The following is a 14,792-nucleotide window of genomic DNA, read 5'->3' on the forward strand; positions in this document are numbered from 1 at the left end:
TTAACGTTGAATGTAATATATTACCCATAACCAATCACTATAAGTGAGAGCACAATGAAGATCGCGGCAATTGAAGTTTACGGCTATCAACTGACCTACGCCCATGGCGAATACGTGATGTCCCAAGGCCGCGCCGCTCAGCGACAGGCATCCACGCTGGTGCGGATTATTACCAATGAGGGGCTGGAAGGCTGGGGGGAAAGCTGCACCCTCGGCGGCACCTATCTGCCGGATTTCGCCGAAGGGACGCGCGCGGGAATTTGCCTTATGGCGCCCGCGCTGCTGGGGCTGGACCCCACCAACCTGGCGGTCATCCATCAACGCATGAATGCCTGCCTGCTGGGTCAAAACAGCGCCAAAAGCGCCATCGATATAGCCTGTTGGGATGTGTTGGGCAAAATGGCGAACCTGCCGATCGCCACGCTGCTGGGCGGCGTGACCCAGCCGGATTTTCCTTTATATGAAGCGGTGCCCCTGTCATCCCCCGGCGACATGGCCGCCTTTGTGCGCATGCGCGGGGAGGCGGGCATCAGCCGTTTTCAACTGAAAGTGGGCAACGATCCTTTCGATGATGCCGCGCGGACCCGCAGCGTCGTGGAAGCCTGTCGCGATGATGTGACGATCGTCGCCGACGCCAACGGCGGCTGGAATCTGCAGTCGGCGGCGATCGCGGTGCGGGAACTGGCCGGCCTGAATATTTTTATCGAGCAACCCTGCCGCGATACCGCCGATTGCGCGCTGGTGCAGCGCATGAGTTCGCTGCCGCTGGTGATGGACGAGTCGGTGATCAATGCCGCGGAGCTGTACCGGGCGAAATACGACGCGGGCGCAGTCTCGGTCAATATCAAGCTGGCGCGGGTAGGCGGCATCACCGGCGCGGTGCGTATGCGTGACCAGGCGCAGGATTTAGGCATGACGGTTTGTATTGAGGATGTCTGGGGCGGCGATGTGACCACCGCCGCAGTAGCGCACGTTGCCGCCAGTACCCGCGCGGATGCGCTGATGCACGCCTCCTTTTTCAACGACTGGACGCTTGAGCATGTCGCCGGTTATGCCCCGCGCTCCGTGCGGGGACGGGGCAAAGCGCCCACCGCGCCCGGACTAGGGATCGCCGTTGATGCCCGGTCATTAGGCGCGCCGCTGTTCCGGGTGGAAAACCATGGCCGATAACCGCGCCTTGCCGCAAAGCGCCATCGATTGGCTTAGCCGCCGGGATCGGCAGGTGATATTCGCGGTGGATTCGCACACCGGCGGCAATCCGACGCGCATCGTGCTCTCGGGTATTGATTTGCCCGCGCAGGCGGCAACCGTTGACGGCGCGCGGCGCTGGCTGCGCGACCGGGCCGACCACTGGCGGCGCCGTCTAGTGCACGAGCCGCGCGGCGGCGGGCTCACCTGTGCCGTAGTGCCGATTATGTCGCAGGAAGATGGCTGCGATATCGGGGCGGTGATCCTGGAACCCGGTTCGTACCCGCCGATGTGCGGACACTGCATGATTGGCTTCGCCTCGGTGATAGTCGAGCTGAATCTTTTGCCCAATCTGTGGCGCGAGCGCGCGGACAGCACGTCATTTCGCATTCGCACGCCAGCGGGGCCGGTTGGCGTGACGGCCAGGCGTGAGGGCGAAAAATTCACGACCGTAACGCTTACCAACGTTGAATCTTTTGTGGTCGGCCGGGGGGAATGCCGGCTGGAAGGCCGTCTGGTTCAGGTCGAGCTGCTTTATGGCGGCGATTATTATATTTCTGTGGCCGCCGAGAGCATCGGCCTGTCGCTCGATCGCGACAACGCCACTGAAATTGTCCGCCTGGCCCGGCTGCTGCGCGAGGCCTATACCAGGGAAGGCGTCACCGATCCGCTTACCGGCGCGGCGCTGGATGTCTATCAGGTATTGTTTTACCGCTGCGATCCCGCGCAACACCTGCGGGCGAAAATCGTGGTGGTGGCGCCGCCGGGCGTTATAGACCGTTCTCCTTGCGGTACCGGGACCAGCGCGCTGTTCGCCAAACTGGTCACCGAAGGCAAGGTCCGGCCGCAGGATACCGTCACCACGCAGAGCATTATCGGTTCCACTTTTACGGTAACGGCTGCGCAGGTGCGCGGCGCCGGCCCGCGTACGTTTATTACGCCGGCGCTGACCGGGCGTGCCTATATCAACGGCTTTCTGACTATTGCGGCGGACTCGGAAGACGAGCTCGCCGATGGTTTTCCGCCCCTCTGACTTTTATCAATGGAGATTCAGCTTATGATCCTTAAGGGAGTACTGTCCGCTATTGTTACGCCGTTCACCGCTGACGGTGAAGGTATCGATGAAGCGGCGCTACGCAAGCTCGTAGACCAAAATATCGCTGACGGCGTCGATGGTTTTGTTCCTGCCGGCGGTACCGGCGAGTTTTCTGTCCTTTCCCACCAGGAGAGATTACGTTTAGTCGCGATCGTGGCCGAGCAGGCGGCTGGCAAGGCCACGGTACTGGCCCATACCGGCGCAACCTCGTCCCGGGAAGCCATTGCATTTTCCAGGCACGCCGAAAGCGTGGGCGCCACCGCCATCATGCTGGCGACCCCCTACTATGAGCCCATCGGTTTTGATGAGGCGTTCGCGTATTACGCCGAAGTCGCCGCGGCCACCAGCCTGCCCATTTGCGCTTACAACTTTCCCCCGGCCACTGGTCTGCATCTCGACGTGGATTTCCTGCTAAAACTGGCCAGGGAGATACCGCAGGTCAAATACGTCAAGGATTCGTCGGCCAACATCATGCAAATGAGCGCGCTGCTGATGGATCATGCCGATGAAATCACTTTTTTCAACGGCGAAGACGTGCTGATGCTGCCCGCGCTGATGCTGAAAGCGCCCGGCATGGTGATGGGCACCGGCAATTTTATGGCGCCGGGGCTGGTGAAATTACAGCGCGCGAGCGAAAGCGGCGACGACCAGGCGGTTGCGGATCTCTGGCGGCAAGTGTATCCGCTGATCCGCCTGCTAGGCGCGGGCCGCTACAACAGCGGCATCAAGGCCGCCTGTGAAATCCTGGGGCTGAGCGTCGGGCCGGTGCGCGCGCCGATTCCGCCTTATTCCACCGTGCAGAAAGCGGCGCTCAGGCAGGCCATTTCCGCCATAGATCCGGCATTGCTGACCGGCGCGGCGCGCCGGTAACCCAACGGCACCGGCAATCCCGTTACGCCGTCCGTTAAGAACCATCATTGGAGAGGTAGTATGAAAGCAGATATATTTTCCGGGGTGATCCCGGCGTTGATGACGCCTTGCACACAGGCCAGGCAGCCCGATTTTGATGCCCTGGTGCGTAAAGCGCAGGAATTGATCGGCGCGGGTATGTCGGCGGTGGTCTATTGCGGTTCGATGGGCGACTGGCCATTGCTGACCGACGCGCAGCGCATGGAAGGGGTGGAGCGCCTGACCCAGGCCGGCATTCCGGTCATCGTCGGCACCGGCGCGGTGAATACCGCCGCTGCGGTGGCCCATGCCGCCCACGCGCAGAGCGTTGGGGCCAAAGGCCTGATGGTTATTCCGCGGGTGCTATCGCGCGGTTCGGTGATCGCGGCGCAAAAAGAACACTTTAAAGCCATCCTTGCCGCCGCGCCGGAGCTGCCGGCGGTTATCTATAACAGTCCCTATTATGGTTTCGCCACCCGCGCCGATCTGTTTTTCGCCTTGCGCGGCGAACATGCCAACCTGGTCGGTTTTAAAGAGTTCGGGGGCATGGATGACCTGCGTTACGCCGCGGAGAATATCACCAGCCGCGACGATGACGTTACGCTGATGATTGGCGTCGATACCGCCGTAGTGCATGGCTTCGTCAACTGTGGCGCCACCGGCGCCATCACCGGCATTGGCAACGTGCTGCCCGAAGAAGTGCTGCATCTGTGTCATCTTTCTCAGGCGGCGGCGGCCGGTGATAGCGACGCGCGCCAACGGGCGCAGGAGCTTGAACAGGCGCTGGCGATTCTGTCGTCATTCGATGCCGGTCCGGATCTGGTGCTGTTCTTCAAATATATGATGGTGCTGAAGGGGAATAAAGAGTACGCGCTGCATTTCAATCGGACCGACGCGCTTACCGACAGTCAGCGCGGCTACGTGGAGGCGCAATTCCGCTTGTTCAATCAATGGTATACCGAATGGAGCCAATTGCCGGGCGCGGTACAGCGCTATAAAAACGGCATGGAACGAGCCGCTTAGGTTGTGTTCAATCGCTCTATTCAAGCGTGGTTGGCAGTAAAAACCACGCTTTTTTTTGCGCGCCACGGGATTATTTACGCTGACGTGGGGCCGGCTTTAGGGGAAACCGGGAGCCGGCATGCGGGGCGCTATAGTGCTTGCGGCAGACGGCGCGTGGCGGCCGGGCGGTGAAGCGCATCCACCACCTTGACCGTGGCCTGCGCCCGATCGGCCTCACTGAGGGCAGGGCCCTGCGTCCAGGCGGTGACAGGCCTGCGGTATTGAAAAAGCGGCCGCCAAGGCCGCCCCTTTGTCCATGTCACGGCAGAAAACGGCGCAGACGACCGCACCTTCGACCCGCGTTAACTCGCGGGCAGGGGTTCTGCCGCCACGCCCGCCCCAATAATGCCGATGCGAAACGGGAGCGCGGCTTTATTCAGACATTTTCCTTCACCTGCCCGGCGGTGGCGATACGGTCCCGTTCGACGATGCTCAGCTGCGTCTTTTTTTGCGCCTGGCTCATCAGGTGCACGCGGGCGCGCCGCGCCGCTTCGTGGCCGGAGCCGGTGGCGATCTCCATATTGCCGATTTCGGCAAAGTAGTCGCCCGCAAAATGGATATTGACGTCGTTGCGTTCGCAGTAGGCGAGCATGGGGGCAAAATTGAACCCGGCCGGGCGATACGTATTGCCGGGCACCCAGCGTTGCACAATGGTTTCCTTCACATGCCCCTGCAATTGCGGGAACATTTTATAGATATCGGCAAGATAACGATCACGAATCTCATCATCGGTCAGCTTAAGCATTTCGCGCGCCGGGGTACCGCCGGAATAAACCATCAGGCTGCCGCCCGGTTTGCGCGGGCCGGTTCTCAGCGGATTGGCATGATTGAAAAACATGTCAAACGAGGCATCCGGCGTGGTGATGGCATAGATATCGTCATAGGGCATCGGGCCCGGCTCGTCGGTGATGATTCCCATGGTGGGGAACGGACCGTACTGAACGCTTTTCAGGGTCTGGCGAACATCATCGGGTATATCGCGGACCATGTCCGATGCCTGGTAAGCCGGCACCGCCACCACCACTTCCGCGGCGGTTACGCTATGTTCACGCCCGTCGGTTTCATAGACCACGGTAACCAGGTCGCCGGTTTTACTCACTGATTTCACGGTAGCGTCATAGCGCACGCGATCGCCCAGCAGTTCCATCATCACCTCGCCGAAACGGCCTGAACCCCCGTTAAGATTAAGCGCCATGGCATCGCCTTTACCGGCCCATACGGCGCCAAAAAGCGAAACGCCGACCCCCGCGTGCTGGTCTTCCATTTCCGCCGCCGCGCGCCGGGCCGCAGATTGAAAAAGCGCTTCAAGCCGTTTGGGCAGCGGTCCCATAAATTCGCGAAAGGATTTATCCGACAGATAGCTGGCGACCCGCGCCCGGCGGCGCTGGTTACTTTCGCCATATACCGGCGCCATCGCTTTTTGCCAGCCTTTCACCGCCTTTAGAATCCGCATGCCTTTGGTCGCCAGGGCGAAACGCTCACGCAGGGTCATCGGCATGGTCAGCGGCAGGGCGGAAACCATTTTGGGCTTATACACTTTACCGCCCCAATAAATCGCGAATTTATTGCCGGGGATCTTGATGATATCTAGGCCTATGGAATGAAGGATGTTGCGCATATGCGATCCCGGCGGTGGAAACAAGTGACCGCCGAGATTCAGCCAATAGTCTCCCCGTGATACCGAGTAGAGACGTCCGCCAAGACGATGCGATTTTTCCAGGACCAGAATATTCTTGTCCCTCAGCTCCCAGGCCGCCGACAAGCCCGATGGGCCGCCGCCAATAATCACAACATCAAATTCCGGTTTAACCATTTTTATTTCACCTCAATCGCTTACGTGTTGAATTGACTTGCCTCGCAGAGGATGTTCCTGGAGGACCCTGGCCCGGACGGCGGGATAAACATCGCGCTTGCAGCAGCTAAGTGTTACGGGTAATATATTACGTGTAACACGCTATTGTCAATGTTCAGTGAGTGTTCAAGCCCGCGTCGCGCCCTTAATTCATCCCAGGAGAGTTATATGAAATTCAATTATTCACGACTTTTGTGCCTGATTGCCGCGCTGGCGGCAGGCGCGCTTCCCGCCGCCGGCGCCTGGTCTCAGGAGGCGATTGCCAAGGCCGATGACGTGGCTGCACAGCTGCCGCAATCGATAAAGGACGCCGGCGAACTGCGCATCGCCGTTCCGGACACCGGAAAACCCTTGGCTTATAAAGAAGGCGGCGTGCTTAAGGGGATGGATGTCGATCTCGCGCAATCGGTTGCCACCATATTGGGTCTGAAGGCCGATATTCGCCTGATCCCTTTCGCCACCGCGCTGGCCGGCTTGCAATCGAATAAATACGATATCTCCTATGGCGAGTTCTATGTCACGACGGAACGATTAAAAGTCGCTGATTTTGTGACTAACTGGCAGGATTACAGCACTTTCCTGGTGAAAAAAGGCCAGCCTTTCCAGGCCAAGGCGCTGGCTGATATTTGCGGCCATAAAGTCGGCGCCATGGCCGGTTCCGCTGAGCTGGCCACGCTCAACTCCGCCGCGCTGAAATGTACGGACAAGGCGTCTGTGGTCAGCGCATTTCCATCCATTAATAATGCCGTGCTGGCCCTTAACAGCGGCCGGGTCGACGGCGTGTTGATTAACCGCGGCGGGGCGCAGGAATCGATACGCGTCGATGCGGGACTTAGCGCCTCGGGTGAAATTGGCGGGGGACCGACCGCGACGGCGGTGGCGCGCAACGCGAATTCGGCTCAATTGCTGCAAGCATTGAAAGCCGCCTACGATCGTTTGATTCAGAACGGCGAATACGCCAAGATCCTGGAAAAGAACGATACCGCCTTCGGTGCCGTCAAAAGCGCGGAAATTTACCAGGAAGGGTCAACGCCGCCTAAATACAGTTTCTGACGTGGCTCCCAGGGATGGGAAGTTTAACGATTAGGCAGATAACTATTACTTATTATAATAAGGAAATGTTATGTCATCGCCCTGTTACCGCCACGGGTGAGCAACAATTTAGCGGCCGGGTCATAAGAAAATAGAATCTATATTGAGTAGAACCTTCATTCGGGCTAAAATGTAGCATGTTATCGACTACTAAGATGTCAGTCTGAGGTTTATATGGAACAGGAACATCCTATACTGCGGCAAGCCAATCTGCGCGATCAGGCGCTGTCCATTTTGAAATTGCGTCTGGTTTCCGGCGATCTGGCGCCGGGCCAAATTTATTCCGCCTCGGCCTTGGCCGAAGAATTAGGCGTTTCCAATAGCCCGGTTCGCGAGGCCATGCTGACGCTGGTTAACCAGGGATTGATGGAAACGGTGCGTAATCGCGGTTTTCGCGTGGTGCATTTCAGCGATAAAGAGCGTCATAACGTCTATGAGCTGCGGTTATTGCTTGAAGTGCCGTCGATGGCCAAACTTGCTAGGCTCAGGCCGCGGGTGGAAGCGCGCCGGGAGGAGTTTTCACATATTGCCTCCGACATGGTGGGGTATGCCAAGGAAGGGAATATTGCGGGTTATCTGGAAATGGATCGCCAGTTCCATCTTGGCCTGCTGTCGCTGCTCGAAAATGAACCCTTGGTGACCATTGTGGAAAACCTGCGCGATCAGTCCCGTCAGTATGGTCTCAAGGCGCTGCGTGAAAGTGGCGGGCTGGTAAAATCCGCGCAAGAGCATCAACCTATCCTTGATGCCATGTTATCCGGGGATGGTGAATTAACCACTCAATTGATGACTGATCATCTGAGCCATTTAATGAGTGACTGGGCGGGCTGATTTCCGCCGCCGCCCTGGTTATCTTTCCTCGTAATTCGCCGGCGCGCCGCGCCGTGCTCGTGGCCCGCGGGCCGGCGCGAATATAAGGGTTACGCCGTGCCTGGACCACGGCGAAGTGGGTCTCTTGCCTTATTCCGCCGGTGCGGTCAGCGCGGCGCGGTGCGCGCTGACAAGGCGTTTCTCGTCGCTGAGCGCCTTTTGCACCGATGGCCGTGCGTCCATCCGATCTTTCCAGCTCGCCACGTTTTTCAGGTGGCTGATGTCGACCCCTGAGCGATCGCCCCAGAATGTGGCCCAGAGATAGGCATCCGCCACCGTCATCGTCTCGCCGGTCAGAAAAGCGCGGCCGTCGGCAAGACGGTCATCGAGGATGCTGTAGGCCGCGGCGATTTTGCCGCTGGTCCAGGCAATGCCTTGTTCCGTCATCAGTTTGCGCATCAGCGGGATATGTTTCTGGGCGATTTCGGTGGCGATAAACACCAGGAGCTGGTCGTACCTGACGCGCTCAAGCGTGCCGCGTAACGGGATCAGTCCGGCCGCGGGATACTGGTCGGCGAGGTAGGAAATAATCACGATTGTTTCGGAAATCGGATGATGTTCTTCTTCATCGATAACCAGCAGAGGAACGTATTGCATGGGATTGAGCTGGGTAAAATCATCGCCGTTCGAGGTGGATTTGCCGACCACGTCGAAGTGAATAAGCTCAGGCTCGAGGCCGAGTTCGTTGGCGATAATCTGGACGGCTTCAGAGCAGGTTTTATCAGCGATATACAGTTTCATTGGGTGATCCTAGGATAGTTGCGGCGTTATGGGATGTATAGGGTTGCCCGCGTGCCGGATAAACGGGCCGTGAGGCAAAACCCGGTCTTGCTCAGCGGGGCGCGTGCGCCGGGCGCAGGCTGCGAAAGGCCGCGCGTATTTCATCCGCGAAGATCCGCGGCTGTTCGAACGCCGCGAAATGGCCGCCGCGCGTCGTTTTATTCCAATAGATAAGGTTCGGATAGGTTTGCTGCGCCCAGGATTGCGGCGCGGTCCAGATCTCGCGCGGGAATACCGATACGCCGACCGGGATCCGCACCGGCAGCGAGTAGAAATCCAGGTGCGGATGTTCGGCATACATGCGCGCAGAAGAAGCGCCCGAGTTGGTTACCCAGTACCAGGTCACATCGTCGAGGATTTTATCGTAACCAAAGGCGCTCACCGGGTCGCCGTCGCAGTCCGACCAAGACTCGAATTTTTCGTAAATCCAGCTTAACTGTCCGGCGGGGGAATCCGCCAGGGCATAGCCGATAGTCTGGGGCCGCGTGACCATTTCCCAATAATAGCCGGAGCCATCCCGAGCGAACGCGTCAAGCTGATCAAACACTCGCTGTTCATCAGGCGTCGGGTTCGCCGGCTTTTCTTTCGGCGCCACCAGCGGCAGGTTGGTATGGATGGCGCGCAAGCCGGGGAGTTCAAGCCGGGCCATTGCAATGGTGATATGACTGCCCCAATCGCCGCCCTGGGCCACATATTCGGCGTAGCCCAGCCTGTGCATCAGTTCATGCCAGGCTTTGGCGATACGGTCCCGGTTCCAGCCGGTCTCGGCCGGCTTGTCTGAAAAGCCATAGCCGGGGAGGGAGGGAATAACGAGATGGAAGGCATCTTCCGCCCGGCCGCCGTGCGCAGTGGGATCGACCAGCAAGTCGATGGTATCCAGGAATTCCAGCACCGAACCCGGCCAGCCGTGGGTTATGATCAGCGGTATCGCATGCGGGTGACGGGATCGGACGTGCAGGAAATGAATGCCGAGCCCATCGATTTCCGTTTTGAACTGGGGATACCGGTTCAGGCGTTGCTCCACGCGGCGCCAGTCATACTGCGTGCGCCAGTATTCGATGAGTTCCCTGACCCGCGCCAACTGCGGCCCCTGGGAAGCATCGGGTACGGTTTCCCGTTCGGGAAACCGGGTCGCGTCCAGGCGGCGCTTTAAGTCGTCCAGCACTGGCTGGGGGATGTTGATAACGAAAGGCGAAAGGGTAGTGTTCAGCTCGCTTTCAGTGATGTTTTGCATAACAGGACTCCGTTAAGGCGATCGCCGGCAGACGCGCGGCGTTTCGATGACGCAAAACATAACCGGCCGCGCCGGGGAAATAAACGCCGACAAAAGCGACGCTCTGTAGCTCCGGGAGCGACAATGCCGTTGGGATAACCATTTACTAAACGACGGCGATACCCTAATTTAGGACGTTATCGTTTCCGGAAGATCAATCATGACGCAATCTTCTCCTTCACTGCAGGATATCGCCGCCTTTGTGGCCGTGGCCCAGCATGCAAGCTTTACCCGGGCGGCCGAACAGCTGGGAACCAGCAAGGCAAACGTGGGTAAAGCGGTGCAGCGCCTGGAGGCGCGCCTCGGGACCAAGCTTTTTCAGCGAACCACCCGATCGGTAACCTTGACCGAGGATGGCAATACCTATCTTGACGCGGCCCGTGCGGCATTAGGCGGTTTACACGAAGCGGAAACGGCATTGGCCGCCCGCCGCGACCATCCCGCCGGCCGGGTCAGACTGGACATTCCCGTGGGGTTCGGCGGATTTATTCTTCCCTCGCTTCCCGCGCTTCGTGCGCGTTATCCCCTGGTGACCCTGGATATTTCACTTACCGATAAGGCCACTGATGCCGTGGGCGAAGGATGGGATATCGTGGTGCGGGTGGGAGAACTGCCGGCGGACGGTGAAATGACCGTGAGAAAACTTTGTGGCCTGCGCCTGTGCCTGTATGCCGCGCCGGCCTATCTCGACGGCCGGCCCTCAATCCGTTCCGTCAGCGATCTGATGCGCCACGAAGCGGTTATTTTCCGTTCTGCCTCCGGCAAGCTCAGACAATGGCATATCTTTGACGAGGGCCGCGTGCGGGAATTTTCCCCCAATATCAGCGCCATTGTGTCCGACGGCAGGTCGCTGGTGGATGCCGCCAGGGGCGGGCTTGGCATTGCGCAGGTTTTTGACCGCGTCGGGGATCCCTATGTCGCCTGCGGCGAACTGCGGCGGGTGCTGCCGGCGGCATCCATTGAGGGACCCCCGGTGCATGCGCTTCTCCCCCTTGGCCGGCGAATGCCGCTGAAAACGCGCGTGGTACTCGAGCACCTGGCCGATCTTATGCGTTCGGCGACCGCGGAATAAGCGCGTGATTGTCTCCCCACCGGAGACACAGCTGCGCCGCTGCCGGTATTTATCCCCGAATCAACAACGCCTATCGTCGCGGTGAAGGACAATATCGTCCCTTTCATACGAGGTGTTTATCATGTCATCAAGCCCGGCGTCTTCGTACGCCCGCAGCGGCCCGCTGGTGCTGTTTGCCGTTTGCCTGGCGGCATTGGCCCTGCCGCTCAGCTTTACCGGCGCGGCGCTGGCCACGCATACCATCGGGATTGAGTTCTCGGCAAGCGCCGCCCAACTTAACTGGATCACCAATAGTTTTATGCTCACCTTCGGCAGCTTTATGCTTCCCGCAGGCGCACTGGCGGATGTTTACGGCAGAAAGCGCGTTTTTATGGGCGGGGCCGCGCTGTTCGCCATGGGCTCCCTTGCGCTCGATTTTGCACCTGATATCACTACGCTGAACCTGTTGCGCGCGCTGCAGGGGGCGGGAGCCGCCGCGGCCCTGGCCGGCGGCTCGGCCGCGCTGGCGCAGGAGTTTACCGGCCATGCGCAGACCCGGGCGTTCAGTATGATCGGCACCACGTTCGGCATCGGCCTTGCCCTGGGGCCGATCGTTTCCGGCAGCCTGATAGAACATTTCGGCTGGCGCTCAATCTTCCTGACGGGCACGATCCTGGACGTGATTGCCCTGGTTATCGCCCAAGGCGTGATGAAAGAAACGCGCAATCCGGGCAGTTCCCGCTTCGACAGCGCCGGCGCCGTGGCTTTTGTCGCCGCGCTCGGTTTCCTGACGCTCGGGCTGAACGAAGCGCCCGATCGCGGCTGGTCCGCGGCGATAGTGCTCGGCGCGTTTGCCCTGTCCATCGCCGCGTTTGCCCTCTTCGCAATGATAGAGACCCGCATTAAACAACCGCTGCTCGAACTCTCCCTGTTCCGCTACGGAAGATTCGTCGGCGTTCAGATCCTGCCCATCGCAACCTGCTATGCGTATGTCGTCCTGCTTATCGTGCTCCCCATGCGTTTCATCGGCGTGGAGGGTTACAGCGAAATACAAACCGGTCTGCTGATGCTTGCGCTTTCCGCGCCCATGCTTATCGTTCCCGCCGGCGCCGCCATCCTTGCCCGGACGATACCCGCAAGCTGGCTGGCAAGCGCAGGCCTGTTCGTCGCCGCCGGCGGGTTGTTCTGGCTGAGCCGGGTCGGATCCGGCGGCTCAATGCTGGCGTTGACCGGCCCGCTGCTGGTTATCGGCCTTGGGACCGGTATTCCCTGGGGCCTGATGGACGGCCTGTCGGTGACCGTCGTGCCGCGGGACCAGGCCGGTATGGCCAGTGGCATCTTCAACACCACCAAGGTGGCCAGTGAAGGTATCGCCTTGGCCATGGTGAATGCGCTGCTATCGGCTTTTGTGTTCTTGGCGGTGACACGGGCGGGCGCCGGCGATGGCGCACATCAGCCTCTCGTCGAGGCGTCGCGCCAGCTCGCTACCGGCAACCTCGATCAGGCAACGCGCATGCTCGCCCCTCTGGGACGCGATGCCCTGACCATGGCCTATGACACCGCATTCACCATGCTGCTCTATGTATTGATGACCGTCACCCTGGCCGCCGCGGTCTCGGTATTTATCCTGCTTTCACCCCGGGACGCGGGAACGCCGTGCCCGGATCGGACGCTGACGGAATAACGGCCCGCCGCGGGTTGCAGGGTCTTAGCCCCCGGTTTCCGCTCCCGCGGGGGCTTCCCGCAGTTAATCATCATGCTTCGCAGCCCCCGGTTATTCCCGCTGTGGCGCAGCTTCCCAGCAATCAAACAAGCCTGCGTTCTTCCCACGCTTTGCCCATTATTAGTGTGATCACGCGCGTGTTTACATCTAAATAAATCAACGCGTTAATTACCTGGTCGAAAATATATCATTAATTATTAGACAGTTAATTCGCTTATAGCAAAAAATTAACATATTACGTCTCTATATCACTTTTAACGATTAATTTGTTTTTTTTTATTTCCGATAAACATATGAAGGCGCAGTCCGACTTCCGGGGCACGATGCGTTGCCAGCCATATAAAACCACAGGGAATCATGCCATGAAATTATCACTTGCCCATAAACTATGGCTCCCGCTCGTCGTCGCGTTGGTGTGCCTGGCCGGAACGTTATTTTTTGGCTCGGTGACGATTAAACAAGACCAACTGACACTGCGGAAAAATGCGATACAGGATGTCTCGCAACTGGCCCAGAGCGTAGTGAAAATGCAGGCCGATCTTGCTGACAAAGGATTGATCTCACAAGCGGAAGCGCAACAGCGCGCACTCCAGACCATCAAGAATCTGCGTTATGGTAACTCGGGGTATTTCACGATTTTGAATACCCAGGCGCAGGTCATCATGCACCCCATCAATGCAATGCTGATTGGCAAAGGGTCTGACATCGCTGATGCCAACGGGGCCTATATTTTCAGAGACATGGTGGCCGTTACCAGGGACAATAATGCCGGTTATACCGCCTATGTTTTCCCCCGTCCGGGCGAGACGAAACCTCAGCCGAAAATCGCCTACAGCATTCCGTGGTCGCCCTGGGGCTGGATCATCACGACCGGCCTGTATGTTGATGATATCGACGAGGCATTTCTGGTTTCGCTTTATCAGAATATCGTTGAATTCGTTACCATCAGCATTCTGCTCTCGTTGCTCGTCTATGTGATCAACCGGGGGATATTGCGAACCCTGGGCGGCGAGCCGCGCTATGCCGTTGAAGTCGCCGCCCGGATTGCTTCAGGCGATCTTTCCCACGCGGTGGATAAAAAAACCAGTGACAGCTCAAGCCTGATATATGAAATGGGTGTTATGCGCAAACAACTCACCACGGTTATTGAAGAGATCCGCGATGGCGCTGATATCATCAACGCCAGCACCCATGATATCGTCGCCGGAAATCAGGAGATAGTCGCTCATTCCGAGCAGCAGGCTATATCGCTGGAAAGAACCTCCTCCAGCATGGAAGAGATTACCGCCGCCGTAAAACAAAATGCGGAGAATTCGGGGCAAGCGCGCGAACTGGCCCGCGGCGCGGTGGATATTGCTTCTCGCGGCGGCGTGATGATGCAGAGCGTGAATGACACCATGACCGGTATTTCTGAAAGCGCCATCAAAATAGCCAGTATTATTGAAGTGGTAAACGGTATCGCTTTTCAGACCAATATCCTTGCCCTGAATGCGGCGGTGGAAGCGGCCAGGGCCGGTGAGCAAGGCAGGGGTTTCGCCGTGGTCGCCGGCGAGGTGCGCAGCCTGGCGTTACGCTGCTCTCAGGCGGCGCAGGAGATAAAAGGGCTGGTGGAAGAGTCCATGGCTCGCGTCAACAGCGGCTCCACACAGATCAAAAAGGCCGGGAGCAATATCGACGACATGATAGAGGCCGTGCAGCGGGTTTCGGATATTATGTCGCAAATTTCCTACGCCACGGATGAACAAAGCAAAGCCATTAGCCATGTTAACGAAGCCGTTGTGCAAATCGATGCGGTGACGCACCAGAACTCCGTGCTTGTGCAGCAGGCGGTGGTAGCGGCAAGTGGCCTGGAAGAGCAAACCCGTAGGCTGACCGAAACCGTGGCCTTTTTTAATACTGGCAGGTAATTTCCGTAAG

Annotated in this window: 12 protein-coding genes; 9 read left to right on the top strand and 3 right to left on the bottom strand. The window is 58.7% G+C overall.

The genetic code is table 11. The annotated features are described in order from the left end of the window. The first annotated feature begins 54 nt into the window (after positions 1 to 54). The 4 genes from ABUK12_RS02455 to ABUK12_RS02470 are packed head-to-tail and all read left to right on the top strand — an operon-like array spanning position 55 to position 4,195. The gene (locus tag ABUK12_RS02455; RefSeq protein WP_410014798.1) at positions 55 to 1,170 is read left to right on the top strand and encodes a mandelate racemase/muconate lactonizing enzyme family protein; all 1,116 of its coding nucleotides are present in this window, start codon (positions 55 to 57) and stop codon (positions 1,168 to 1,170) included. Next, positions 1,160 to 2,221: a proline racemase family protein gene (locus ABUK12_RS02460; protein ID WP_410014799.1), complete on the top strand. Its 1,062-nt coding sequence runs from the start codon at positions 1,160 to 1,162 to the stop codon at positions 2,219 to 2,221. The genes ABUK12_RS02455 and ABUK12_RS02460 overlap by 11 nt, the downstream gene beginning before the upstream one ends. Positions 2,222 to 2,245: 24 nt before the next feature. Further along, the gene (locus ABUK12_RS02465; RefSeq protein ID WP_410014800.1) at positions 2,246 to 3,154 is read left to right on the top strand and encodes a dihydrodipicolinate synthase family protein; all 909 of its coding nucleotides are present in this window, start codon (positions 2,246 to 2,248) and stop codon (positions 3,152 to 3,154) included. 60 nt (positions 3,155 to 3,214) lie between these two features. Then, the gene (locus tag ABUK12_RS02470) at positions 3,215 to 4,195 is read left to right on the top strand and encodes a dihydrodipicolinate synthase family protein (RefSeq protein WP_410014801.1); all 981 of its coding nucleotides are present in this window, start codon (positions 3,215 to 3,217) and stop codon (positions 4,193 to 4,195) included. Between the two features lie 415 nt (positions 4,196 to 4,610). Here the strand turns inward: ABUK12_RS02470 and ABUK12_RS02475 are convergent, their stop codons facing one another. Then, the gene (locus tag ABUK12_RS02475) at positions 4,611 to 6,047 is read right to left on the bottom strand and encodes a flavin monoamine oxidase family protein (RefSeq protein ID WP_410014802.1); all 1,437 of its coding nucleotides are present in this window, start codon (positions 6,045 to 6,047) and stop codon (positions 4,611 to 4,613) included. A gap of 207 nt (positions 6,048 to 6,254) precedes the next feature. On the opposite strand from ABUK12_RS02475, the gene ABUK12_RS02480 reads away from it, so the two are divergent. Both ABUK12_RS02480 and ABUK12_RS02485 read left to right on the top strand, forming a co-directional pair. Beyond that, positions 6,255 to 7,139, top strand: a complete 885-nt coding sequence (locus ABUK12_RS02480) for a transporter substrate-binding domain-containing protein (RefSeq protein WP_410014803.1) — start codon at positions 6,255 to 6,257, stop codon at positions 7,137 to 7,139. 213 nt (positions 7,140 to 7,352) lie between these two features. Then, entirely contained in the window at positions 7,353 to 8,009 is a 657-nt protein-coding gene (locus tag ABUK12_RS02485; RefSeq protein ID WP_410014804.1) for a GntR family transcriptional regulator, read from the top strand. A gap of 129 nt (positions 8,010 to 8,138) precedes the next feature. On the opposite strand, the gene ABUK12_RS02490 is transcribed toward ABUK12_RS02485, so the two are convergent. Together ABUK12_RS02490 and ABUK12_RS02495 are read right to left on the bottom strand one after the other, a co-directional pair. Further along, positions 8,139 to 8,789, bottom strand: a complete 651-nt coding sequence (locus ABUK12_RS02490; RefSeq protein ID WP_410014805.1) for a glutathione S-transferase family protein — start codon at positions 8,787 to 8,789, stop codon at positions 8,139 to 8,141. Between the two features lie 91 nt (positions 8,790 to 8,880). Next, positions 8,881 to 10,062: an epoxide hydrolase family protein gene (locus ABUK12_RS02495; RefSeq protein ID WP_410014806.1), complete on the bottom strand. Its 1,182-nt coding sequence runs from the start codon at positions 10,060 to 10,062 to the stop codon at positions 8,881 to 8,883. A gap of 199 nt (positions 10,063 to 10,261) precedes the next feature. On the opposite strand from ABUK12_RS02495, the gene ABUK12_RS02500 reads away from it, so the two are divergent. From ABUK12_RS02500 to ABUK12_RS02510, 3 genes are all read left to right on the top strand, one after another. Next, complete coding sequence (locus tag ABUK12_RS02500; RefSeq protein WP_410014807.1) at positions 10,262 to 11,173, top strand: LysR family transcriptional regulator; 912 nt, start codon at positions 10,262 to 10,264, stop codon at positions 11,171 to 11,173. Between the two features lie 121 nt (positions 11,174 to 11,294). Next, a complete protein-coding gene (locus ABUK12_RS02505; protein ID WP_410014808.1) occupies positions 11,295 to 12,836 on the top strand; it encodes an MFS transporter in 1,542 nt (513 codons plus the stop codon). Positions 12,837 to 13,237: 401 nt separating this feature from the next. Then, complete coding sequence (locus ABUK12_RS02510; protein ID WP_410014809.1) at positions 13,238 to 14,782, top strand: methyl-accepting chemotaxis protein; 1,545 nt, start codon at positions 13,238 to 13,240, stop codon at positions 14,780 to 14,782. Positions 14,783 to 14,792 lie beyond the last annotated feature (10 nt).

This window comes from Sodalis sp. C49 (genome assembly GCF_046352915.1).
In the GTDB taxonomy this organism is placed as follows: domain Bacteria; phylum Pseudomonadota; class Gammaproteobacteria; order Enterobacterales; family Enterobacteriaceae; genus Acerihabitans.